Annotated in this window: 17 protein-coding genes; 8 read left to right on the forward strand and 9 right to left on the reverse strand. The window is 73.0% G+C overall.

All coding sequences use genetic code 11. From position 1 onward, the window contains the following. Nucleotides 1-357 precede the first annotated feature (357 nt). Nucleotides 358-4,527 carry an SCO7613 C-terminal domain-containing membrane protein gene (locus HNR10_RS10475; RefSeq protein ID WP_246406158.1) on the forward strand — a complete coding sequence of 1,390 codons (4,170 nt, stop codon included), beginning with the start codon at nucleotides 358-360 and terminating at the stop codon, nucleotides 4,525-4,527. A 640-nt stretch (nucleotides 4,528-5,167) separates the two neighbouring features. Next, nucleotides 5,168-5,599 carry a pyridoxamine 5'-phosphate oxidase family protein gene (locus HNR10_RS10480; protein ID WP_179822774.1) on the forward strand — a complete coding sequence of 144 codons (432 nt, stop codon included), beginning with the start codon at nucleotides 5,168-5,170 and terminating at the stop codon, nucleotides 5,597-5,599. Nucleotides 5,600-5,773: 174 nt separating this feature from the next. Here the strand turns inward: HNR10_RS10480 and HNR10_RS10485 are convergent, their stop codons facing one another. The 3 genes from HNR10_RS10485 to HNR10_RS10495 form a co-directional block, all read right to left on the reverse strand. Continuing rightward, a complete protein-coding gene (locus tag HNR10_RS10485; protein ID WP_179822776.1) occupies nucleotides 5,774-7,156 on the reverse strand; it encodes a PhoH family protein in 1,383 nt (460 codons plus the stop codon). Nucleotides 7,157-7,426: 270 nt separating this feature from the next. Beyond that, entirely contained in the window at nucleotides 7,427-8,188 is a 762-nt protein-coding gene (locus HNR10_RS10490; protein WP_179822778.1) for an isoprenyl transferase, read from the reverse strand. Between the two features lie 97 nt (nucleotides 8,189-8,285). Beyond that, nucleotides 8,286-8,843, reverse strand: a complete 558-nt coding sequence (locus tag HNR10_RS10495; protein WP_053616193.1) for an RNA polymerase sigma factor — start codon at nucleotides 8,841-8,843, stop codon at nucleotides 8,286-8,288. A 364-nt stretch (nucleotides 8,844-9,207) separates the two neighbouring features. On the opposite strand from HNR10_RS10495, the gene HNR10_RS10500 reads away from it, so the two are divergent. Next, nucleotides 9,208-10,575, forward strand: coding sequence for a serine/threonine-protein kinase (locus HNR10_RS10500; protein ID WP_179822779.1), 1,368 nt, complete (start codon nucleotides 9,208-9,210; stop codon nucleotides 10,573-10,575). 513 nt (nucleotides 10,576-11,088) lie between these two features. Here the strand turns inward: HNR10_RS10500 and HNR10_RS10505 are convergent. From HNR10_RS10505 to mca, 3 genes are all read right to left on the reverse strand, one after another. Further along, nucleotides 11,089-13,125, reverse strand: coding sequence for a thioredoxin domain-containing protein (locus tag HNR10_RS10505; protein WP_179822781.1), 2,037 nt, complete (start codon nucleotides 13,123-13,125; stop codon nucleotides 11,089-11,091). 79 nt (nucleotides 13,126-13,204) lie between these two features. After that, nucleotides 13,205-13,507 (reverse strand): hypothetical protein, encoded by a 303-nt coding sequence (locus HNR10_RS10510; RefSeq protein WP_179822782.1) that lies wholly within the window; start codon nucleotides 13,505-13,507, stop codon nucleotides 13,205-13,207. A gap of 5 nt (nucleotides 13,508-13,512) precedes the next feature. Further along, nucleotides 13,513-14,391: a mycothiol conjugate amidase Mca gene (gene mca, locus HNR10_RS10515; RefSeq protein WP_179822784.1), complete on the reverse strand. Its 879-nt coding sequence runs from the start codon at nucleotides 14,389-14,391 to the stop codon at nucleotides 13,513-13,515. Nucleotides 14,392-14,548: 157 nt separating this feature from the next. Between mca and HNR10_RS10520 the strand changes: the two genes are divergently transcribed. From HNR10_RS10520 to HNR10_RS10530, 3 genes are all read left to right on the forward strand, one after another. After that, the gene (locus HNR10_RS10520; protein WP_179822786.1) at nucleotides 14,549-14,965 is read left to right on the forward strand and encodes a DUF4307 domain-containing protein; all 417 of its coding nucleotides are present in this window, start codon (nucleotides 14,549-14,551) and stop codon (nucleotides 14,963-14,965) included. 174 nt (nucleotides 14,966-15,139) lie between these two features. Next, the gene (gene greA / locus HNR10_RS10525) at nucleotides 15,140-15,640 is read left to right on the forward strand and encodes a transcription elongation factor GreA (protein WP_053616150.1); all 501 of its coding nucleotides are present in this window, start codon (nucleotides 15,140-15,142) and stop codon (nucleotides 15,638-15,640) included. 162 nt (nucleotides 15,641-15,802) lie between these two features. Further along, nucleotides 15,803-16,399, forward strand: coding sequence for an RDD family protein (locus HNR10_RS10530; protein WP_179822788.1), 597 nt, complete (start codon nucleotides 15,803-15,805; stop codon nucleotides 16,397-16,399). Here HNR10_RS10530 and HNR10_RS10535 read toward each other — a convergent pair. From HNR10_RS10535 to HNR10_RS10545, 3 genes are all read right to left on the reverse strand, one after another. Next, nucleotides 16,392-18,125: a cation:proton antiporter gene (locus HNR10_RS10535; protein WP_179822790.1), complete on the reverse strand. Its 1,734-nt coding sequence runs from the start codon at nucleotides 18,123-18,125 to the stop codon at nucleotides 16,392-16,394. The genes HNR10_RS10530 and HNR10_RS10535 overlap by 8 nt on opposite strands. An 84-nt stretch (nucleotides 18,126-18,209) precedes the next feature. Further along, on the reverse strand, nucleotides 18,210-19,652 hold the full coding sequence (locus HNR10_RS10540) for a hypothetical protein (RefSeq protein WP_179822792.1): 1,443 nt from the start codon (nucleotides 19,650-19,652) through the stop codon (nucleotides 18,210-18,212). 126 nt (nucleotides 19,653-19,778) lie between these two features. Continuing rightward, complete coding sequence (locus HNR10_RS10545; RefSeq protein WP_179829659.1) at nucleotides 19,779-20,960, reverse strand: FIST signal transduction protein; 1,182 nt, start codon at nucleotides 20,958-20,960, stop codon at nucleotides 19,779-19,781. A 183-nt stretch (nucleotides 20,961-21,143) separates the two neighbouring features. On the opposite strand from HNR10_RS10545, the gene HNR10_RS10550 reads away from it, so the two are divergent. Further along, nucleotides 21,144-22,565 carry a sigma 54-interacting transcriptional regulator gene (locus HNR10_RS10550; RefSeq protein ID WP_179822794.1) on the forward strand — a complete coding sequence of 474 codons (1,422 nt, stop codon included), beginning with the start codon at nucleotides 21,144-21,146 and terminating at the stop codon, nucleotides 22,563-22,565. A gap of 37 nt (nucleotides 22,566-22,602) precedes the next feature. After that, nucleotides 22,603-23,724, forward strand: coding sequence for a VWA domain-containing protein (locus HNR10_RS10555; protein WP_179822796.1), 1,122 nt, complete (start codon nucleotides 22,603-22,605; stop codon nucleotides 23,722-23,724). The last annotated feature ends 4 nt before the right edge of the window (nucleotides 23,725-23,728 follow it).

A 23,728-nucleotide genomic window follows, 5' to 3' on the forward strand; every position in this document is an offset into this window, starting at 1 on the left:
CTCTGTGCAGCGGATTCAGCCTGCATCATCGTCACGGCCAAGTAACGCCATATTTACTATGTCTTGGATCACATCACGGAATGTGCCTGCATGGCGGACCTTTGACCTGCGGACGATCACCAAGAGTCAAGGGCGAGTCAACGCGTGCGGCTGGTGTGGCGACTCTCTCGATGTCCGCAGGGGAGACCGAAACCCCGGGACCGGATCGGCCCGCCCCAGCGGGCGGACGGGCGGCGCGGGCGGGCTTTCCGGGCCTCCGGGCCACTCCCGGCCGCCGTGGTCTCGGTTCGCGTCCGGGTACTCGTCTAGGTACGCGTACGGATGCCCTCGGCCGCGTCACGCACCACCATGGTCGGTATGAACGCCCACGGATCGCCTCCCCCCGCGGCCCCGCCCCTGCGGTGCCCCGACTGCGCCGCGCCGCTCCGGCCCGGCGCAGCGGCCTGTCCCCGGTGCGCCTTCGTTCTCGTCGGTCCGCTCGCGCAGCGGCTCTGGGAGATCGACACCCAGTTGGCGGAGCTGGCCGACCGGTCGCACCGGCTGCGCGCGGAACGGTCGGAGGTCCACCGGCGCCTCCGCCAGGAGTCCCGGGCGCCTCGGACGATCGCTCCGCCCGCCGCGCCGGTCCACGCCGCCCAGCCGGGCCGGCCCGTGCCCTCGGCGGCGCACGCCGCCCCCCAGGGAGCCCCCCCGCCCGCCGGCGCGTACCGTCCGGCGCCGGTCCAACAGCCCGCGCCCCGGCGCTCGGAGCTCTCGCAGCTCTCGGCCCAGAACCTCATCCTCGGGCTGGGCGGGCTGCTCGTCGGCATCGCCGCCCTGGTGTTCGCCGTGTGGACGTGGAGCGACCTGACCACGGGCACGCGCGCGCTCATCCTCGCGCTGACCACCCTGTTCTTCGTCTGCGTGGCCGTCCCGCTGCACCGTCGCGGGCTGGCCTCGACCGCCGAGACCTTCGGGGCTCTGGGCGCCGCGCTGCTGTGCGTCGACGCGCTCGCCCTCTACCTGATCTCGGACGGCATCACCAACGGCGCCGGCTACGCCGCGGCCGCGCTGGCGGTCATCGGCGCGCTGCTGGCCCTGTATCCGCTGCTGGTGCCCCTGCGGGCGCCCCGGGTGATCGCGGTGCTGCTCGTCCAGCCGGTTCCCCTGCTGCTGGTGGCCGCCGCCGACTGGGACGGGCGCTGGCCCTGGATGCTCACCGCCCTCGCGGTGACCGCCCTCCTCGACGTGGCGGTCCAAACCCGTCTCGGCACCCCGCGCCCCGGCGTCCCGGTCCGCACCCTGCACGTGGTCGCGCTCGTCGTGTGGGCCGTCACGATCGGGCTCACCGCTCTGGCCGTGGCCCTGATGTCCACCGTCACCGACCCGCTGCGGTGGTGGTCGGTGGCGGCCACACTGCTGGTCTCGGGGGCCGCCTCACTGCTTCTGGCGCGGCTGCCGCGCACCACGCCCTCCGAGCGCGCGCGGGGGCGGTTCCACACCGTCGCCGCGCTCCTGGCCCTCGGCCTGGTCCCGCTGGCCGCGGGCCCCTCCCACCTGCCGGTCCTGCCCCGGGTGCCCGGACGGGTGTGGGCCGACGACCCCTCCCTGGCGATGCGCGCGGCGACCGACGTCCTCGGGCTCGTCCCGACCGCCTCGGCGGTCCCCTCGGCCCTGGCCCAGCTGTCGGCGGTGCTGGTCGGCGCCGTCCTGGCCGTCGGCGTGGCCGTGCTGCTGCGCCGCGCGCTGCTCGTCCCCGTCCTGGCCCTGGTCGCTCCCCCGACGCTGCTTCCCGTACCCCTCCTGCTCGGCTTCCCCCTGGTGGCGGCCGCCATGTGGGCGCTGTTGCTGGGCGCCGCCCTGATCGTGTGGGCCACGCTGCTGCGCACCGGCCACCGGAGCCGCGTCCCCGCCGTCACCGGGTTCCTGACCCTGCTCACCGGGCTGGCCTGGGCCCTGCCCGAGTGGTACACGTCCGCGGCGGCCCTGCTCCTGGTGGCGACGAGCGCGCTGGTCGCGGCCCTGGCGGTGCGCCGGACCACCGGGGACCGCGCCGACGGCCCCGCCACCACGCTGTACGCGGCCGCGGCCGGGCTGTGGCTGGTGGTGCTGCTGGTCGGCACTCCCCTGCTGGTCTCGCTCCTGGCCCTACCGCGACCGGACCGGATCCAGTGGTGGCTCCTGGCCGCGATGGCCCTGCTGGCCGGGGCGACCGCGCTCCGGCTCGGCCGGACCGCTCCCCCGTTCGCGAGCGGGACCGCGCCCGATCCTCGGCCTGTCCTCACCTGGGTCGGCCTGCTCCTGCTGCCGCTGGCGCCACTGGCGGCCGTGGTCCACGGGTCGCCGTCGGCTCCGCTGTTCGCCGGACCGCACGGGGTGTGGGCGGCGCCGCTGGCGGAGATGCTCGAACCCGCCTCCGCCGTCCTGGGCTACTCCGCCCAGCCGGGCCCGGGCGCCGCGGTACTGTCCGCGCTGGGCCTGCTCGGGGCCGCCGCACTGGCGGTCGGGATCGTGCGGCTCGCCGACCGCAGGCTCGTGTCGGCCGCGATGGCCCTGACCGTCCCCGCCGCGCTGGTACCGCTACCGGTGGTCCTCGGCCTGCCCTACGTCGTCGCCGTGGTGTGGGCGCTGGCGGTCGGCGCCGCGCTGACACTGTCGGTGGCCAGGACCGGCGGGCGCCCGCACGCCTGGGTCGCCACGGCCACCGGGCTCGCCACGCTCCTGCTCGGCCTGGTGTGGGCGCTGCCGGAGCGGTACACGAGCCTGGTCGCGGTGGTCCTGCTGGGGTGCGCCGCACTGCTCGGCGCCCTCGAACTGCGCCGTCTGGGCAGGCCGGGCACGGACCGCTCCGGCTCGCCGGTCCGCCTGGTGTACGCGTCGGTGCTCGCCATCGGCGCGGTCGACCTGGTCCTGATCGGCTCGCTGGTGGTCGACTCGGCCGCGACCGTCCGGCAGGTGCCCGCGGTCTGGGCGCTGTCGGCGCTCGCCGTCCTGGTCGTCGCGGCGGCCGCCCTGGTCGTCGGACGCCTCCCCTACACCGCGCCTTGGCCCGTGGTCGTCGGCGCCGCTCCCCCCGGCCTCGCGCCCGCTCCGCGCCCGACGATCCGCCCGGCCCCCACGGTGTCCCCGTACAGCGTGCTGGGCCTCGCCCTGCTGACCATCGCCCCGCTGGTCGCCGGTCCGCCCGGCCTGCCCGTCCTCGCCTTCGTCGCGCGGGGCCAGGACGTGGCGGCGGCGTCCCCGGAGGCGCTGATCGGGCCGGCGCACGCCGTCCTCGGGCTCCCGGTGCCGACCGACACCGCCACCGGCCTGGCCTTCGCCGTCGCCTGCCTCCTCGCGGGCGCCCTGGCCGTGCTCGCGGCCTGGCTGGTGGACCGGCCCCGCGCCCGCCATGCCGCCGCGCTCGCCGGACCGGCCGCCCTGCTCCCGCTCCCGGTCGCCCTCGGAGCGCCGTTCCTCACCGCGCTCGCGTGGACCCTCGCGGTGGGCGCCGGATTGGCCCTGTGGGCGGCGCGCTCGGCCGATCCGCGGCTCAGCCGCCTGCCCGCGTCGACCGCCCTCTTCGTCCTGCTGCTCGGGTTCGGGTGGTCCCTCGCCGAACCGTTCACGACAGCCGCCGTCCTGGCTTTCGTCGCCGTGGCCGCCTCCTTCGCCGCGGCCCTGTCCCGGACGACGGTCACGGCCGTGGGCGCCACCGCCCTGGCCACCGCCGCCACCGGCGGGCTCGCGCTGGCCCTGCCGCTCGCGCTGGACATGCCCGTGCAGATCGCCGCCCTGGGCCCCCTCGCGATGGTCGCCGGCGTGGCCGCGGTCGCCCCCCGGCTGCGGTCCCCGCTGCTGGAGGCCGCGGAGGCCCCGGCCGCGGTGTGGGCCGTCGCGGCCCTCGGCATCAGTTCGCTCGCGCACACCGCGGTCCCGGTACCGGGCTCCACGCGCTTCGGCGCGCTGGCCGAACCCCGGCCGGAACTGGTGGCGGTCGCCCTGGCCGTGCTCGGTGTCATCGCCCTGGCCAGCGCGGTCCGCCCCGGCCGACGGCCCCTGGCCGTGGTCGGCGGGGTGCTCATGCTCATCGCGATGTGGACGGCCCTGGCCGCGTGGGACGTCGGCGTCCCCGAGGCCTACACGGTCGTCCCGGCCCTGGCCGCCCTGGTGCTGGGCTGGGAGTGGAGCCGCAAGGCCGCGATCCCGCCGACGAGCTGGGCCGCCCACGGCGGCGGACTGGCACTGCTCCTGCTGCCCACGGTCGGGCTGGTCCTGGGAGGACAGGACCTGCTCTGGCGGGTGCCGGCCGTCCTCGTCGCCGGACTGGCCGTGGCCGTGTGGGGGCTGCGCCGACGGCTCCAGGCCGCGCTGGTGATCGGTGGGGCGGCCCTGGTCCTGACCTCGCTGCGGGCCTTCGGTCCCCCGTTGTGGGACCTGACCGTGCTCCTGCCGAACTGGGTGCCGTTCGCGGTGGCCGGCGCGCTGCTGCTGCTCGTCGGAGCCCGCTACGAGGCGAACCTGGCCCGCCTCCGCCGACTCGGTCGCACGGTCGCCGCCATGCGCTGACGCTTTTTTCTGGCGTCCTCGCAGGCTCGGACGCGCATTCGGGGCGCCGAGTAGCCAGTGTTCTTCGGCTGTGTTTTCTTGGGGCCTCCGCTCGTTCCTCGCTTTGGCCCGTGCTCGGGGCGCTGGGAGGCCAGTGTTCTTCGTCGTCGACTTGCCTTGCTCGCAAGCTCGCTGCGGCCCCGTCTCCTCCTGCAGAACACTGGCGCGCCCCGAGCCAACCCCCCTATGGACCCCACACCTATAGAGGCTCCAACCCCCCACGGGACCCCATGAGCGGAACCGGCCACGCCCAACCCCCTGGCCCTCAGCACCGGGGGATTGAAGCCACACAAATCGTCCTACCTCGGCCCAAGGGGGTGAGAGGTACGCGATTCCGCCTGCGGGACCACAGGGGGGTTGATCGGGCCAAAGCGAGGAACGAGCGGCGGCCCCAGAAAAGCACAGGGGTGAGGGGCGCGCCGGTGCCTGCAGGAGGAGCCAAGCCGGAGCGAGGAACGAGCGCAGGCGCGGGCGACGACGAAGGACCCGGCATGAAGCGCCCCGAACCCTCGCCCCGAACCCAACCCGAACCCTTGACCTCCACCGCGGTTGAGGTCGCACCATCGGAACCGTCCGATGACCGTCCCCTGAGGAGACCCCTGTGCCCGACCCCGGTACCGTCACACCCGTTCCCACGTCCGTCCCCGCCCCCGCCGCCGTCGTCGAACGGCTGCGCGCCGAACGCAACGTATGGCTGTGCACCCTGCGGCGGGACGGGTCCCCGCACGTCACGCCCGTGTGGTTCGCCCACCTGCGCGACCGCTGGTGGATCAGCGTGGGGGCGGGCTCGGTCAAGGCCCGCAACGCCGCCGCCGATCCCCGGGTCTCCCTCGCCCTGGAGGACGGGGACGCGCCCGTGGTCGCGGAGGGCCGCACCACCGTCCACACGGCGGACTTCCCACCGGACGTCGTGGCGGCCTTCCAGGAGCGGTACGACTACGACATCCGCGTGCCCTTCGACTGGCACGGGCAGGACCGCGCCCTGATGGAGGTGAACGTCACCCGCTGGCTGCTCAGCGGCACCGCGCAGTGACGGCCCGGTGACGGGACCACAGGGGGGTTGATCGGGCCAAAGCGAGGGACGAGCGGAGGCCCAAAGAAGGCACAGCGAAGGCGCCGACGGGTCCTGGAGGGCCTGGAGGTGCACTCCCGAGGAACGAGGGAGTGCACCGGAAGGACCGAAGGCCCCGTCTTCAAGGCGCCTGAGTCAGTTCTCCAGCATCTCCGTGACCAGCGCCGCGATCGGCGAGCGCTCGGAGCGCGTGAGGGTGACGTGCGCGAACAGCGGGTGGCCCTTGAGCTTCTCGATCACCGCGACCACACCGTCGTAGCGGCCCACCCGCAGGTTGTCCCGCTGGGCGATGTCGTGGGTGAGCACCACCCGCGAGTTCTCGCCGAGCCGGGAGAGCACCGTGAGCAGGACCCCGCGCTCCAGGGACTGGGCCTCGTCCACGATGACGAACGCGTCGTGCAGCGAGCGCCCCCGGATGTGGGTGAGCGGCAGGACCTCCAGCATGCCGCGGTCGACGATCTCCTCGATGACCTCCTCGGTGGTCACCGCCGACAGGGTGTCGTGCACCGCCTGGCCCCAGGGGGTCATCTTGTCGTTCTCGGTGCCGGGGAGGTACCCCAGCTCCTGGCCGCCCACCGCGTACAGCGGGCGGAACACCATCACCTTGCGGTGTTGGCGGCGCTCCAGGACCGACTCCAGGCCCGCGCACAGCGCCAGCGCCGACTTGCCGGTCCCCGCGCGTCCGCCCAGGGAGACGATGCCCACGTCGGGGTCGGTGAGCAGGTCCAGCGCGACCCGCTGCTCGGCGCTGCGCCCGTGCAGGCCGAACACGTCCCGGTCGCCGCGCACGAGCTTCACCGACTTGTCGGGCTGCACCCGGCCCAGCGCCTTGCCGCGCTCGGAGACCAGCACCAGGCCCGTGTGGCAGGGCAGGTCGCGGGCCTCCTCGATGTCGCTCGCACCGCTCTCGAACAGCTCCCCGATCTGGTGGGCGGGCACGTCCAGCTCGGCCATGCCGGTCCAGCCATGCTCGATGGCCAGCTCCGCGCGGTACTCGTCGGCCGGAAGCCCGATGGCGGAGGCCTTGATCCGCATCGGCAGGTCCTTGCTGACGAGGACGACGTCGCCCTCCTCGCCCTCCTGTCCGGGCTCGCACCCGTGCGGAGCGGCCTGGAGGTTGCGGGCCACCGTCAGGATCCGGGTGTCGTTGTCGCCCAGCCGGAAACCCGCCGGCAGGATCGACGGATCGCTGTGGTTGAGCTCGACGCGCAGCGTGCCGCCCTGGTCGTTCACCGGTACCGGATCGTCCAGGCGGCCGTTGGCGACACGGAGGTCGTCCAGGAGACGGAGCGCCCGACGAGCGAAGTACCCGAGTTCCGGGTCGTGACGCTTGCTCTCCAGCTCGGTGATCACCACCACGGGGATGACCACCTCGTGCTCGGCGAACCGGGTCACGGCCATCGGGTCGGCGAGCAGGACGCTGGTGTCGAGCACGTAGACGCGCATTCCCTCTCCTACCTCCGGCGCGGGGGTGGTGGGGGACTGGGTGTCGCGGCGATCGGTCGAGGAACTAGCCACTCGTTCTCCCCTTGGGCACCACTGGGGCGCCCTACTGTCACGGGATCATGGAGGACCGGGACCAAGCCCCTGAGGGCCGGGTCCGGCCCTCCTCGTCGAAGTTCCTCGATGACGCAGGAGTTCAAAGAGCCGGGGCCTCCCGAACGGGTGGACGAACGCCACCCGCCTGGTCCGACGCTACGCGCCCATGAACCCCGAGTCCAGGCACCCGTCCCTCCACACGGTGAACACCGCGTTAAGGGGATGGCCGACAGGGAGTCGCTGAGGGGGTCAGGAGCCGAAGCGGCGGTTGCGCGCGCCGTACGAGCGCAGTGCGCGCAGGAAGTCCACTCTGCGGAACGCGGGCCAGTAGACCTCGCAGAAGTAGAACTCCGAGTGCACGCTCTGCCAGAGCATGAAACCGGACAGGCGCTGTTCCCCGGACGTGCGGATGAGCAGATCGGGGTCGGGCTGGCCGCGCGTGTAGAGATGCCGTGCGATGTCCTCGATGTCCAGGCGCTCGGCCAGCTCCTGGATACCGGTGCCCTTGGCCGCTTCCTCGTGGAGGAGCGACCGAACCGCATCAGCGATCTCACGTCTACCCCCATACCCGACGGCGACGTTGACAACCAGGCCGGGGTTGCCGGATGTGGCCGACTCCGCCTCCTTGAGGGCGCGGGCGGTGGAGTCGGGCAGCACGTCGAGCGCGCCGACGGGGCGCGTGTTCCAGCCCTCCTCGCGCAGCCGGGCGATGGTGGCCTCGATGATGCGCACCAGCGGGCCCAGCTCCGACTCGTCGCGGGTGAGGTTGTCGGTGGACAGCATCCAGAGCGTCACGACCTGCACGCCCAGCTCGTCGCACCAGCGGAGCAGTTCGAAGATCTTGTCCGCGCCGGCCTGGTGGCCCTGTTCGGCCGCCCGCATTCCGCTGCTCTTCGCCCACCGACGGTTGCCGTCCATCGCGACACCGACGTGCCGCGGGATCTCCTGGCTGGTCAGGCGGCGTTCCAGCCGCCTCTCATAGAGCCAGTACAGGGGGTCACGAAGCCCCATGGGCGAAACCTCTCAGAGCTGGAACATGGCCGGCACGCACACTCCTGTGGCTGAAGTGCCGACGGGGATGGGGTCCAGGGTAGTTCGCCGCGGGACTCTACGTCACGGTCAGGGACTTGCGCACGTGCTTGCGGCCCTGGTGGATCCGGGACTTGACGGTGCCCAGGGCGAGGTTGAGCTCCGAGGCGATCTCGTTGTAGTCCATCTGGCACAGGTCGCGCAGGACGAGGGGGGCCACGAGGTTGGGGCGCTCCTTCTCCAGCTGGTCGAGGGCCTCCAGCAGGTCGATGCGCGAACCGGCGATGACGCTCGTGGTGCGGGGGTCGCTCTGCGGGGGCATGCGCTCGGCCTCGGTGGGGTACTCGGCCGAACGGCGCTTCATCGAGCGGTAGGTCTGGCGTGCGGAGTTGGACACCACGGTGTAGAGCCACGTGGTGAAGAGCGAGTCGCCCTTGAAGCTGTCGATCTTGCGCGCGACGCGCAGCAGCGCGTCCTGGCAGGCCTCCTCGGCGTCCTGCCGGTAGGGCAGGAAGCGGGCGCACCGGCGCAGCACCTCGGGCTGGATCCTGCGGAGCAGGTCGTCCAGGGCCGCGGCGTCGCCCGCCTTGGCGCGGCGCGCGAGCTCCTCCAGCTCCTCGTCGACGTTGCTCGCCACCCGCCGGCGGGGCTTCGGTGCCGACTGGTCGGCCTGGTCTTCGTATTCGCCACTGCTCATGGCTGGCTCTCTCCCTGGCTGACGGCGGACATCCGTCCGTTGGAGGACGCGTGGGCGTCCACGATGGATCACGCGTCACGTGGACGCGGACCGGCTCCTGCCGGCCCGCCGCACCGGTGACCGGGTTTCGGCCACCATTCCATGGTGCACACGGCTCTCCGGGCATTCCACCCAGTTTCGCCGCCCTCACGCACCGGCGCCACCCGAAGACGTGGATCATATCCACGAAAGCTAATGCGAACGCGTAGATGGTGTATTAGTGGGCAACGACCGCGTACGCACCCCCTGACAGACCGAGGCGGAAATGAGTCAACCGGAGGCCTTCGGGCGTTACCGCGTCATACGACGCCTGGGCTCCGGTTCGTTCGCCACCGTATGGCTCGCCCAGGACGATCTGCTCAACTATCCGGTCGCCATCAAGGTACTCGCCGAGAACTGGGCGCACCAGATGGACATCCAGCACCGTTTCCTGGAGGAGGCGCGCATCCTGCGCCAGACCGACTCCACGTGGCTGGTGGCCGTCCACGACGTGGACGTCCTGCCCGACGGGCGGCCGTACATGGTGATGACCTACGCCGACCAGGGCAGCGTCTCCGACCTCGTCAACCGAGGTCAGCTGCCCTTGGACGAGGCACTGCGGCTGCTGACCGAGATCGGCCAGGGCATCACCGTGCTGCACAACCACGGCACGATCCACCGCGACATCAAGCCCTCCAACGTGCTGCTCCAGTCGTCACCCGTGGGACAGAGGGTGCTGGTGGCGGACCTGGGGTTCGCCAAGTCCATCGACGAGGCCTCGGGCTTCACTGCGGCCGCGGGCACCCCCGGCTACATGTCGCCGGAACAGAGCATCCCCGGCGGTGACCTGGACGTCCGCTCGGACGTGTACTCGCTCGGCGCGGTCGCCTACGAGCTCATCACGGGCCGTCCGCCCTCGCGCCCGCCGGTGCGGATCGCGCCTGGCCGGATCCGGCCAGGGCTGCCCCCCGCGCTGGACGACCTCATCCTGTCCGCACTTTCGGTGGACCGGGAAAGCCGCCCCGCGGACGCCAAAACCTTCACCGACCGCGTCAGGGCAATCCGTATGGCGCCGGACCTGCCCCGCGCGGACCCGTGGTGGCAGCGGTACCGGATGCCCTGGCGCCGCGCCGGCGTGCTCGCCTCGGCCCTCATTGTCCTCGGCGGCGTGCTGACCGCCTCCGTCGGCACACCGGGCCAGTCGCTGACCACGGTGCGGCTGGCGTCCCAGGGGGTCTCCGTGACCGTCCCGCTGGTGTGGGCCAAGGACTTCCACCCGACGATGGCGGCCCGCCCGGCCGCCACGAGCGCGGGTGCCGCCACGGGCATGCTCGTGGCCACCGACGCCGACCACTGGGACGACACGGAGGTCCCCTCCTACGGGGTGTACACGACCGTGCTCCCCGGGACGCGCCCCCTGGACGGCGTCGCCGACACCGACCCCTGCGAGGGCACGCCGCAGGAGCGCGGGATCGCCCTGAACGACTGGGAGGGCTCGGCGTGGGACTGGCCCGACTGCAACGGCTCGGGGGCCTTCACCAGCGTCGCCGTCCACACGGAGGGTGAGCCCACGACCGTGTACATGGAGGTCCGCCAGCCGCACCACAGACCGGACCTGGTGGACGAGATCGTCAAGGGACTGCGGTTCAGTTAGCTGTTTTCTTGGGGCCTCCGCTCGTTCCTCGCTTTGGCCCGTGCTCGGGGCGCTGGGAGGCCAGTGTTCTTCGTCGTCGACTTGCCTTGCTCGCAAGCTCGCTGCGGCCCCGTCTCCTCCTGCAGAACACTGGCGCGCCCCGAGCCAACCCCCCAGCGGTCCCCACACCTGTAGAGGCTTCAACCCCCCTGTAGCCCCCAACACTGAACGGCCTACCTCCAACCCCCTCGGGTGGACGTAGGCCGATGTCGGGCAGCGCTCACCCCCTGGGCACAGGCCCCGCACAGCGCGGCCCCTCCACACCCATGGACGAACGGCCTACCTCTCAGGACGCATGTGGGCCCACGTGTGCGCCCACACCCCATGGGCACCCAGCCCTCGGGGGTGCGGGCAGGCTGAACGCCCTGCTGCTCACCCCTGGCCACAGGCCCCGCACAGCGCGGCCCCGACCCGGCCCCCGCACCACGCACGTCCTACCTCCTCGGGTGGACGGGGGCCTGCGCGGCCGGGTGGTCAGGGGGTCGCGAGTTGGGCGCGGAGTTCCTCCGGGGTGGTGACGGAGAGCTTGCAGGCGAAGCCCTCGCAGACGTAGGCCGTCGGGCGCCCGCCGCGCGGCGCGCGATCGCGGAGCAGCGGCACTCCCCCGTCGTCCGCGCCGTCCCCCCGGGAGAGGGCGGTGCCGAGCGGGGCCCAGCGCAGGGCCGTGCGCACCAGCTCGTCGGTGGCGGGGTCGGCCGGGTCGCCGACCACGGCGACGGCGCGCGGCCCGGTGAGCAGCGCCTCGCTCGTGGCCAGGCCCCAGCCCGCGAACCGGGCCGCCTTCTCCACGAGCAGGGAGACCGCCGACAGGGCCGACTCGGCCGCCGTCCGGTGGCGCCCGGACCCCGTGAGGGCGGCGTAGGTCAGCAGGGCGGAGGCCGCGGCGAAGCGACCGGACGGGGTCGCGCCGTCGGTCGGGTCCTGGGGGCGGCTGAAGAGCTGCTCGGCGTCGTCGGCGGTGTCGTAGAAGCCGCCGTCGCCGTCGGCGAAGCGCTCCAGGACCGTGTCCAGCAGGCGCCCGGCCTCGTGCGCGTACCGCGCCTGTCCGGTGACGCCGTGCAGGGCGAGCAGGCCCTCCGCGACGTCGGCGTAGTCCTCCAGCACTCCGGCACTCGTGCCCGGCCGGCCGTCGCGCGAGGTGCGCACCAGCCGGCCGTCCACCATGTGCGTGGTCAGGAGCAGCTCCGCGGCGTCGCGGGCCGCGTCCACGAGGTCGGGGCGTTCCAGGAGCGCGCCCGTCTCGGCCAGTCCGGCGATCGCCAGCCCGTTCCAGGCGGCCACCACCTTGTCGTCGCGCGCCGGCGGCACGCGTTCCGCGCGGGCGCTCAGCAGGGCCGCGCGGACCCGGTCGAAGCGCCACCGGTCGGCGGGCGGGGAGGGCAGCTGGAGCACGGAGGCCCCGCGCTCGAAGGTGCCCTCCTCGGTCACCTGGAAGGTCCGCGCGGCGAAGTCGGCGTCCTCCTCGCCCAGGACCTCGCGCAGCTGGGCGGGCGTCCAGACGTAGTAGGTGCCCTCCTCGCCCTCGCTGTCGGCGTCCAGCGCGGAGGCGAATCCCCCCTCGGCCGTGCGCAGGTCGCGCACCATCCAGTCGGCGGTCTCCTCCGCCACCGCGCGCAGCGCCGTGTGCTCGCTCTCCGTGAGCGCGGTCCCGCCGGGGGGCCGACGGGTCATGCGGGTGTAGGCGCGCAGCAGCAGGGCGTTGTCGTAGAGCATCTTCTCGAAGTGCGGCACGACCCAGGCCTTGTCGACGGAGTACCGGGCGAAGCCGCCGCCGAGCTGGTCGTAGATCCCCCCGCGGGCCATCGCCAGGGCGGTGCCGCCCGCCATCAGGGCTGCGGGAGTGGGTTCCTCGGCGGTCTGGTGGGGCCGGGTGCGCTCGTCCTGGGCGATGAGGAAGGACAGCAGCATCGAGGGCGGGAACTTGGGCTCGTTCCCGAAGCCGCCGTCGGCGTTGTCGTAGTCGCGGACCAGGGCCCGCACGGCCAGGTCGAGCTGGTCGGCCTGGGGCGGCTGTGCCGACGGCAGGGTCCGCGGCGCCGACAGCGCGTCGACCACGCGCCTGCCCTGGTCGAGGAGGTCGGCGCGCTTGTCCCGCCAGGCGCTCGCCACGCCTTCGAGGAGGCGCTGGAAGTACTCGCGCGGGAAGTAGGTGCCGCAGTAGAAGGGCGCGCCGTCCGGGGTGGCGAACACGGTCATCGGCCACCCGCCCTGGCCGGTCATGGCCTGGGTCGCCTCCATGTACACCGCGTCGACGTCGGGGCGCTCCTCGCGGTCCACCTTGATGTTGACGAACAGGCTGTTCATCCGATCCGCGGTCGCCTGGTCCTCGAAGGACTCGTGCGCCATGACGTGGCACCAGTGGCAGGCGGAGTACCCGACGGAGATCAGCACCGGCACGTCGCGGCGCCGTGCCTCGGCGAAGGCCTCCTCGCACCAGGGCCACCACTCGACGGGGTTGTCCGCGTGCTGCAACAGGTACGGGCTGGTCGCGTCGCTCAAACGGTTCGGCATGCCTCCACTGTGCCACCCGCCGCCGAAACGGGCTCCCGCCCGCCCCGCGGGTCGGGGCGGGTCGGGCGGGGCACCGGTACTACGCCTTGGGCGCGGAGCCGTCCGAGGGGTCGTCCTCGGTGGCGGCCGCGTCGGAGGCCGCGACACCCGCGCGGGCCTCCCCTGTCTCCGCACCGTCGGCGTCGGCGTCCGCCTCGGCGCGCTCCGCCTCCTCGGCACCGCGCAGCGTGCCGAGCTTGCCCGACATGCTGCGCATGAGGAAGTAGAGCGCCGCGCCGATCGCCGCCACCATGAGGAAGCCCAGGACGCCCGGCGTCACGGTGTTGGTGTCGAGGTCGACGCTGTCGGCCAGGACGACCGCGGAGGTGAGAAGGGTGTGCATACCGCTCATACTCTCACTGCTTCTCGGACACCGTCGAAGAGGTCCTTCTCCGGGACCTCGGTGTCCACCAGCGACCGCACGAGGTGGTAGTCCTCCGTGGGCCAGGCCTCGGCCACGACGTCGTTGGGGATCGCGAACCAGAAGCCGTTGGGGTCGACCTGGGTCGCGTGCGCCTTGAGCGCCTCGTGCGCGACGTCGAAGTACTCGGAGCAGTGCACGCGGGTCGTGATCTCCCACGTGGGGCGGTCACGGTCCTTGATGCGGTCCACCCACTCCGCGAACGGGTTCTCCATGCCGCGTTCGGCCAGGACGTCGGCGAGGGCGTCGAAGCGCTCCGCGGGGAAGGACACGAAGTAGTACAGCTTCAGCGGCTGCCACGGGTCGCCCGCGTCGGGGTAGGCGTCGGGGTCGCCGGCCGTGTCGAAGGCCCGCATCGAGACCTTGTGGGTCATGATGTGGTCGGGGTGGGGGTAGCCGCCCTGCTCGTCGTAGGTGAGGACCACGTGCGGCCGGAACCGGCGGATCGACGCGACGAGGGGTTCGGCGGCCTCCTCCACGGGCAGGGTGGCGAAGCAGCCCTCGGGCAGGGGCGGAAGCGGGTCGCCCTCGGGCAGGCCCGAGTCCACGAAGCCGGCGAACTCCTGTTGGATGCCCAGGATCTCGCGGGCCCGGTCCATCTCCTCACGACGGACCTGACTGATGTTCTCCAGAATCTCGGGACGGTCCATGGCGGGGTTGAGGATGTCACCGCGTTCGCCACCGGTCATGGTGACGACGAGCACGTCGACGCCCTCGTTCACATAGCGCGCCATGGTGGCCGCGCCCTTGCTGGACTCGTCATCGGGGTGGGCATGAACGGCCATGAGCCGCAGGCGCTCGGACAACGGAAGGGATCTCCTTGACTCGGTGGGCGGCCGCGTGGTCGCGGCCGTCCGGACGCCCCTCCTGCCCGGCCTCCGCGACTCACGCGCGGGCCGAGTAGGGAGGCTGTCAGGTCGGGGATATCTTAGACAACACCGTCCCCTTGTTCGGAGATTCCCGATGCAGCCGACCCCGGAAGAAGACCCCGTGAACAGTGCCGACTCCGCTCCCGCGCTACGCAAGCGGCACGGCAACGGCCCGGTCTTCTTCGTCATCGCGACCGTGTTCGCGGTGCTGTGCGCCGTCGGCTGGGGCTACTCCGTCATGAACTACAGCGGGCTGGGCGGCGGCGTGTACCACCAGGTGGTGTCGTACTCGGTGCCCTCGGCCGACGAGGCGGCCATCACCTACGAGGTGAACAGCCGCGGCGGCGCCGACTGCCTCATCACCGCGTTGGACGACCAGCACGTCGAGGTCGGCCAGACCAGGTCCTCCGTCCAGGCCGGGAACCGAATGGTCTCCACGACCGTTGACACGGTTCGTCAGGCTTCCACGGTAGAAGTGGCCTCCTGCAGGGAACAAGGTTCGCAGGACTGATCGCACAGACCGCCCCTGCCGGTCCCGGCCACCACCGCTGAACCGACGCGTCACCGCACGCCGTGCGCGGCGGCCTCCGGTGAGGAGACCGTGTGCCACGACGCACGGTGATATTCTCGTAAGTTCAGCTCTGGCCGCCTGGTGGCCTTTGCTACTAGCACTCAAGGAGTTCCCGTGACCCAGACCCGCGATGACAACGTCACCTGGCTCACCCAGGAGGCGTATGACCGGCTCAAGGGAGAGCTGGACCACCTGTCGGGGAGTGGTCGCATCGAGATCGCGGAGAAGATCGAGGCGGCCCGAGAAGAAGGCGACCTCAAGGAGAACGGCGGATACCACGCCGCCAAGGAGGAGCAGGGCAAGATGGAGGCCCGCATCCTCCAGCTCACCGAGATCCTGCGCACCGCCCGCGTGGGCGAGGCTCCCCGTACCGAGGGCGTGGTCGGCCCCGGTATGACCGTCACCGTCAAGTTCGACGGCGACGAGGAGGAGGTCACCTTCCTGCTCGCCTCCCGCGAGGAGAGCGGCGCGCCCATCGACGTCTACTCCCCGCGGTCCCCCCTGGGCGCGGCCATCAACGGCAAGCGCGTGGGCGAGAACGTGAGCTACAAGCTCCCCAACGGCAAGAGCCTGGGTGTCGAGATCATCGACGCGGTCCCCTACAGCGGCATGTGACCGGTACGCGGCGTTCACCGAAAGGGGCGGCTCCGGCCGCCCCTTTCGGTGTGTGCGCGGACGAGGGCGTGTGCCGTGACCGCGTCCGTCGGTAGTCTGAGGGGTGCGCCGGCCCGCGACGCTCACGGTGACCACCACTCCCACGGAGAGACGCCCACACCGATGTCCTCGCCCCACTGGAACGCCCCTCAGCACCGCCCCCACTCCGTCGGCGGGTGGGAGATGGCCGCGCACCCGCACGGCCCCGGGCCGACGCCTCCGCCCGGCTGGGGGCCGACCGCGCCCGTGCCGCGGCCGCCCGCCCTGGAACCGGCTTCGTTCGGCCGCCGCCTGGCCGCGCGGACCATCGACTACGTACTGGCCGCCATCACGGCCGTGGCGTTCTTCTTCGTCATGATGGTCGTGACGGTGGCCATCACCGGCAGTACCGACTCCACCGACGGCGAGGTGGCCCTGTGGTTGCTGCTGTGGGTGTTCGGGTGGGGGCTCCTGCTGTTCTTCTACGACTGGCTGTACCTGGTCACGTGGGGTCGCACGATCGGCAAGCTGATGGTGGGCATCAAGGTGGTGGCCGCCGCCGACGGCGGACGGCTGACCCAGGGCCAGGCCCTGCGCCGGTCGGCGGTCTTCTGCCTTCCGCAGACCCTGCCCGTCGCGGGCCACCTGTTCTCCCTCGGGGAGTCGATGGCCGCGCTCGGTACCGGCTCCCTGGCCGTGCACGACCGTGCGGCGGCCACGCTGGTCGTACGCGTCAGGTAGGTCGGGGACCGGACCCGTCGCCGGGGTCCTCGGAGCCGGGCCCGGAGTCCGGGCCGGGCGCGGTGCCGGACCCGTCGCCGGGTCCGCCGGTCCCGTCGCGGTCGGCGTGCTCGCGGACCAGCTCCAGGATGGTGTCCGCGCCCCGCTCGTAGGGCTCCACCACCCTGTCGGCCCCGGCCGCGCGCAGCCGCTCGGCGTCGCGCCGGGTCAGCGTGGACAGCACCACCGTCCCCGCGTACTCGTGGTGCTGGAGCGCGTGCAGCAGCACCAGGTCGACGTTGGACGACGGGATCGCGCTGATCACCATGGGTGTGGTCGCCAGCGGCAGCGACTCCAGGAACTCCACGTCCTCGGCGCTGCCGTACACCGTGGTCACCCTGGGGTGGATGGACCGGGCGACCCGCTGCGGGTCGTAGTCCACGGCCAGGACGTCGTATCCGGCCTCGGCGATGCGCTGGGCCGTGCTGCGGCCCATCCGGCCCAGCCCGTAGAGGATCACGTCCGCGCGCCCCACCAGGTCGGCGGGCAGCCGCCGGGTCCGGCCCAGCCGGTCCAACGGCTCCAGCCAGCGCTTGACCAGGTCGTAGAGCTGCTTGGAGTACAGGATCAGGTACGTGGAGATACCGATCGTGATCAGGCCCACCACGGTCACCAGGCTCAGCGTCGTACTGGTGATGTGGCCCAGGCTCAGCCCGAGCGCGGCCAGGATCAGGGAGAACTCGCTGATCTGGGCCACCGAGAGGCCCGACAGGAAGCCGATCCGCACCGGGTACCCCATCAGCCGCATGATGAGCACCACGATGAGCGGATTCCCGATCAGGACGAACACCGACAGCAGCCCGGCGTCGAGGAGCTGCCGTGAGGCGTCGCCGAACTCCAGCTGCGCGCCGAGCTGGATGAAGAAGAACAGCAGCAGGAAGTCCCGCAGGCTCACCAGGCGGGCGCCGAGCGCGTCCCGGTAGGTCGTCGAGGCCAGGGACATGCCCGCGAGGAAGGCGCCGACCTCCAGGCTGAAGCCGAGCCACTCGGTGAGCGCCGCCACGGACACGGCGTAGGCCACGCCGAAGATCACCAGGAGTTCCTGCGAGCGCGCGATGAAGTGCAGGAGCCACGGCAGAACGAACCTCGCCAGCAGCGCGAGCCCCACCAGGAGCCCCGCCCCGGTGCCCACGGTCAGCGCGACGCGCTCCGGCATGGCCTCGCTGCTCGCCCGCCCGAAGGACGTCAGGGCGATCATGACCAGGACCACGACGATGTCCTGGACGATGAGGAAGCCGACCGCGATCCGGCCGTGCAGCTGGTCCAGCTCCCGCTTGTCCGAGAGCAGCTTGACGATGATGATCGTGGAGGAGAAGGTCAGCGCCACGGCCACGTAGAGCGCGGTGACGGAGTCCATCCCGAGCGCGAGGGCGATCCCGTACCCGATGACCGACGTGAAGACGACCTGGCCGATGCCGGTGGCCAGCGCGACGGGTCCGGTCGTGCGGATGAGGTGCAGGTCCAGCCGCAGGCCGACCATGAACAGCAGCATCGCGATGCCGGTCTGGGCGAGGAGTTCGATGACGCCCTCGTGCGAGACCAGGCCCAGGCCCACCGGGCCGACGAGGATCCCGACGGCGATGTAGGAGACGATGAGCGGCTGCCGCAACAGGTTCCCGAGCAGCGCCACGCCCGCCGCCACCGCCAGGACCGCGGCGAACACCCAGAAGTCGTCTGCAGCCGTCATTGTCCTGATCGAAACACACGCGCGCCGCTCAAAGCGAGCACGAACCGCAAAATCCGCCCCCTGATCCGCCCCTCCGGGTGCACGTCACGGTCGCGGAAGGGCGGTGCCGGGCTCGCACTCCGGAGCCTGCGCGCCGCCGTCGGCGAACACCGCCGGAACGTAGTGGCCCTCACCGATCCGGTACCAGGTCGCGCCCGTGCCGAACGGCCCCGTCGCGGAGTCGCCGTCGGCCCGGCACTCGACGTCCACGTTGGCCGCGTGGGCGGCCAGGCCCACGGAGTCGAACTCCAGGCCCGGTCCCCCGCGCACGATCACCGGGTCGCTCCGCGTGCTGGTGGCGATCTCCGCGCGGGCGCGGTACTCGCCGGTCCACAGGTAGTCGACCTCCACCCAGCTGTTGGTGGGCAGTTGGAGGCCGTCGCGGAACGCGCCGTCGGCGAGGTCGATGCCGGCCGGGTTGGCCACCCGGCGGCCGAAGCCGTCGAGGCCGTCGTTGTAGCCCTCGGTGTAGGCGGCCTGGGCCTGGGGGCGGCCGCGGTCCAGGTCGCGCCAGGACTGGCGGTCGGCGTTCCAGTGGTCGTCGGTGATGTTCCACGGGCCCACGTCCCACACGGGCAGGTAGGCGCAGCGCGGCTCGTGGTTCTCCGTGTCGCCCTTGCCCTCGGGGCCGAGCGCGCCGGTGGAGCACACGCGCACGGTGTACTCGCCGCCGCCGCGGGTGGCCAGGCCCCGCCGGGAGGGCAGGGCGACGAAGTGGTCGTCGGGCCGCACGGTGTGGCCGTTCGCGGTGGTGCCGCCCACCAGGCCGATGCGGGTCGCGAAGAGCCGCGCGGAGTAGGGCGCGTCGGGCACGTCGGGCAGGTCCCCGCCGTCGGCCCCCTCCTCGCCTCCGGCACCGGCTCCCTCGTCGCTACCGCCGTCGGCCTGTTCCCCGCTCCCGGTTCCGGCTCCCTCGTCGGTGCCTTCCCCGCTCCCGGCACCGGCCCCCTCGTCGCTCCCCTCACCGGCCTCCGGCACCGCGTCGAGGGGTTCGAGCGGCCGCAGCCGTACGCCGTCCAGAACGGCGTCGGTCCCGTCCACCGCCACCCGCACCTGGACCTGGAACACCCCGGCGTCCAGGACCACCCGGCCGCCGCCGTCCGGGACGGGGTGCCACTCCGTCCACATCCCGTCGGCCCGGGTGCCGCGTGCCTCGGCGCTCACGTCCTCGGTCCTGCCGTCGGCCTGGAGCCGGACGTCCAGAACGTCGGTGGCCTCCTCCAGGGGCTGCTCGGGGAAGGTCGCCAGGCCGCTGTGCGTCCGCCCCGCTTCACGGCGGGGCGCGGCCGGAGCGCCGGTCCGCTCCTCGTCCAGGCGCAGTGCCCCGTCGTCGAGCACCAGCCCGACCCGGTCGGCGGACTCCAGGTCCTGCCGGAGCCAGCCGTCCTCCGCGTGTGCCACGGGCACGGCGGTCGGCAGCAGCAGCGCCGCCGCGCCGAGTACCGTCAGAGTTCGCACCGTGGTGCGCTCGCACCGGTCGTCGGACATCGCGCCATCCCCCACACATCACCTTGAGCACCTCAATAGTCACTCTTAGTAATATCCCTGTTCTGGGCACACTCAAGGAGCTTGTGGCGAGTGTTGGTGATCCGTGGGTAAAAGTCCGACTCGCCCTCAGCGGGAGAAGGCCAGCAGGCAGGCGGTGAACTCGTGCACGTGGTTGACCCCGCTCACGGGTCCGATCTCGCCCGCGGCGAAGAGCCCGGCGACCGCGTCCACGCCCAGGATGCGGCGGACCGCGAGCACGTCGTGGTCCGAGCGCGGGAACAGGGCGGTACCGCGACCGTTGCAGGAGAAGAGCAGGCCCGCGCCGACGCTGCGATCGGTCCCGAAGGAGGCGAGCCTGCGCGCCAGGTCCTCGTCGGCCGTCCCGGCGTCGCGGACCTGGAAGCGCACGGTCTGCCCGACCTCGACCATGTCGCCGATGGTGAGCGCGCCGATCTCCGGATCCGCGCCGCTGAGCGAACGGATCAGGAAGTCGCCCTGCTCGTGGTGGTCGGCGTACTCGTCCATGGCGATACCGATGTGCAGGCCCTGGGCGGCCAGCTCCCGGTCCTCCTCGGACAGGCCGTCGACCAGCTCCTCCAGCTTCTCGTAGGCGTTGGTGCCCGCCAGCTCGACGAGCAGGTTGCCCTCGGCCTTGGTCACGGTCATGCTCGGGCCGATCGGCCGGCACCCCTGGCTGACCACCGTGCCCAGCACACCGTCACCGCCCACGAGGACGCCGATCGCGCCGTTCTCCGCGACGTCGCCGTCGACGAAGAGCCGGACCGACTCCTCCCCGCGCAGCCCGTCGGCCATCCCGCCGACGACCGGCAGCCCGTGCAGTGCGTCGGTGGACTCGCGCACGAACGCCTGCGTGGGGAACTCGTAGGGGTTGGCGAGCAGGATCGCGGCCCGGTCCCGCGGACCGGGCTCGCGCATGCCGACGACGGCCAGGTGGTCGCCCTCGATCACGGTGTCGAGCCGGAAGGGGGTGATCTCCACGTCCGGCAGGCTGGCGCACCAGACGCTGACCGCGCCCTGGCCCTCCACCCCCCGGCCGCCGCCGATCACGCCGGTGGAGCTGCACCCCAGGGTGACGGCGTCCCCGGCGAGCGCCATGACGCGCTTGCCGGCGAGCGTGACCTCCTCGGGATCGGCCCCGCACACGAAGAAGCACAGCAGGTCGGCCCCGCCGCCCTCCGCCGACGCGGGGGCGCTCCCCTCCAACTGCTCCAAGGCCGCCATGACGGCGCGTTCGGCCGCGTTCACGAGGTCGGCCCCCGTCGTCAGTGCATCGCCGAACCGTGCCACCTGCCGCCACCCCGCTTCCACCGACGCCTCGCGCCGGATCTGGGACTCCGCCGTCACTCCCCATTCTTCCACTCCCCGGCCGAACCAGCCCTGTCCACTTCGACCGAGCGCCGTCACCCCGGTGTCCGCCGCGTGAAGAGTGCGGAGCGGCGCCTCCACGCGGCCGGTACGTACACTGCGGGGGTGACCCACGACCCACCCCCGCCGAACGGTCTTCCCCGCACCCTCGCCGACCTGCGCGCCTCCGGCCACGTCCACCGGCCCGTGGCCGTCGAGGTGCGCGAGAACCTCCTCCGGCGCATGGGGGCCGGGGAGGCCCGCTTCCCCGGCGTGCACGGCTTCGACGCCACCGTGCTCCCCCAGGTGGAGCGGGCCCTGCTGGCGGGGCACGACATCGTGCTGCTGGGCGAGCGCGGCCAGGGCAAGAGCCGGCTGATCCGCGCCGTCGCCGCCCTGCTCGACGAGTGGTCCCCGGCCGTGGCGGGCTGCGCGGTCAACGACCACCCCTACGCCCCGGTCTGTCCCGGCTGCCGGCGGCGTTCGCGGGAGGAGGGCGACGCGCTCCCGGTGGTCTGGCGGCACCGGCGCGAGCGCTACGGCGAGAAGCTGGCCACGCCCGACACCGGCGTCGGCGAGCTGATCGGTGACGTGGACCCGGCCCGGCTGGCCGAGGGGCGCTCGCTCGGTGATCCCGAGACCGTGCACTACGGTCTGGTGCCGCGCGCCAACAGGGGCGTGTTCTGCGTGAACGAGCTGCCGGACCTGCCCGCGCGCGCCCAGGTGGCGCTGTTCAACGTGCTGGAGGAACGCGACCTCCAGATCCGCGGGTACACCCTGCGCCTGCCCCTGGACATCCTGGTGGTGGCGAGCGCCAACCCGGAGGACTACACGAACCGGGGACGGATCGTGACGCCGCTCAAGGACCGCTTCGGCGCCCAGGTGCGGACCCACTATCCGCCGGAGCTCGACGACGAGCTGGCGCTGATCCGGCAGGAGGCGGACCTGCCGCCGGGCACGTGCGTGCCCTCGCACCTGTTGGAGGCCGTGGCGCGGTTCACCCGGCTGGTCCGGGCGAGCAGGAAGGTGGATCCCCGTTCGGGGGTCTCCGTGCGCTTCTCGGTGGCGGCCGCGGAGACCGTGGCCGCGTCCGCCCTGCGCCGGGCCGCCATGGTCGGCGAGGAGGTGCCCGTCGCCCGGGTGTGCGACCTGCCCGCGGTGGTGGAGCCGCTGCTCGGCAAGGTCGAGTTCGACATCGCCGCCGAGGGGCGGGAGGCGGAGATCCTGCACGCCCTGCTGCGCCGGGCGACCGCCGAGGTGTTCCGCGAGCGGCTGGGCGAGGCGGACCTGTCACCGCTCGGCGACCGGTTCTCCGGTGGCGGCACGGTGGAGACCGGCGACCTGGTCGGAGCGGCGGAGCTGCTGCGCCGGGTCGGCGGGGTGCCGGGGCTGGCGGACATGATCTCCCGCGCGGCGCCCGAGGAGCAGGACGGTCCGCCGACCCCGGGGCTGGCGGCCGCGGTGGTGGAGTTCGCGCTGGAGGGCCTGTTCCTGGAGCGGAGGCTGTCGAAGGACACCGTCCCCGACGGCGGTGTCTACCGCTTCTGACCGGCCAAGGGCGTATCGGACCCCCGAGGGAGGGCGCGTGAGGTACAGGTACCGGGCCTACACCGGCGGGCCCGACCCCTTGGCCGAGCCCGATCCGCCGACCGGCGCGCAGGCGCGTGCCGTCGACGAACTCCGTGCCCTGGTGGCGGCGACCGAGCCGGACTCCGACGCCGACCGCGCGGAACTGGCCGTCCTGGAGGCGGCCCTGTCCCGCTACGGCGAGGGCGATCGCTCGGCACTGGCCGAGACGGACCCCGCCGACCTGCTCCGCCTGCTCGGGCCCGAGGGCGGGGCCGCGCTGGCCCGGTTGGCCCCGGACGACCACGGCCTCGGCCCCCGCGAGCTGCGCCGACTCGGCGACGCGGCCCTGCGCGACCTGGAGAGGGGCCGGGGCACACGACCCGGCGGACGTGGGACTCCCGCCGGGCCCGGTGGGACCGCCGGCGAACCGACCGGCGCGTTCGTGCCGTACGAGGTCGCCGGGGACCGGCCGCTGGACGCCGGCGCCACGGCGCGCGAGGCGGCCCTGCGCCGCGCCCGCGCCGCGGGCCCCTCCCTGCTCCCCGAGGACCTGCGGGCCGCCGAGACCGAACCGGAGTCCGCCGCGGCGGTGTCCCTGCTCGTCGACCTGTCCCACTCGATGGTGACGCGGTCGCTGCACGAGGCCGCCGCCCGGGCCGCCCTGGCGCTGCACGCGCTGGTCCGCACCCGCCACCCCAGTGACCGGGTGCAGGTGGTCGGCTTCGGCGAGAGCGCGGTCGAACTCTCCCCCGCCGCGCTGGTCGCGCACGACCGGCGGGGCGGGCCCGGCACCAACCTGCACCACGCCCTGCGCCTGGCCCGCGGCCACCTGCGACGGCACCGCGGGCTCGTCCCCCGGGTCCTGGTGGTCACCGACGGCGAGCCCACCGCACATGTGGGCGAGGACGGCGGCGCGCGGTTCGCCTGGCCGCCCGCTCCGCGCACGGTCGAGGCGACCCTCGCCGAACTGGACGCGGTGCTGCGCGAGGGCGCCGGGGTCACCTTCCTGCTGCTGGCCGACGACCCCCGGCTGCGCGCCTTCCGCGCCCTGGTCGAGCGCCGTCGGGGCGTGCGGGTGGTCAATGCCGACGCCGACCTCCTCGGCCCCCTGGTCCTGGACCAGTACCGGCGGCGCTGACCGG

Source organism: Nocardiopsis aegyptia, from assembly GCF_013410755.1.
Lineage (GTDB): Bacteria > Actinomycetota > Actinomycetes > Streptosporangiales > Streptosporangiaceae > Nocardiopsis > Nocardiopsis aegyptia.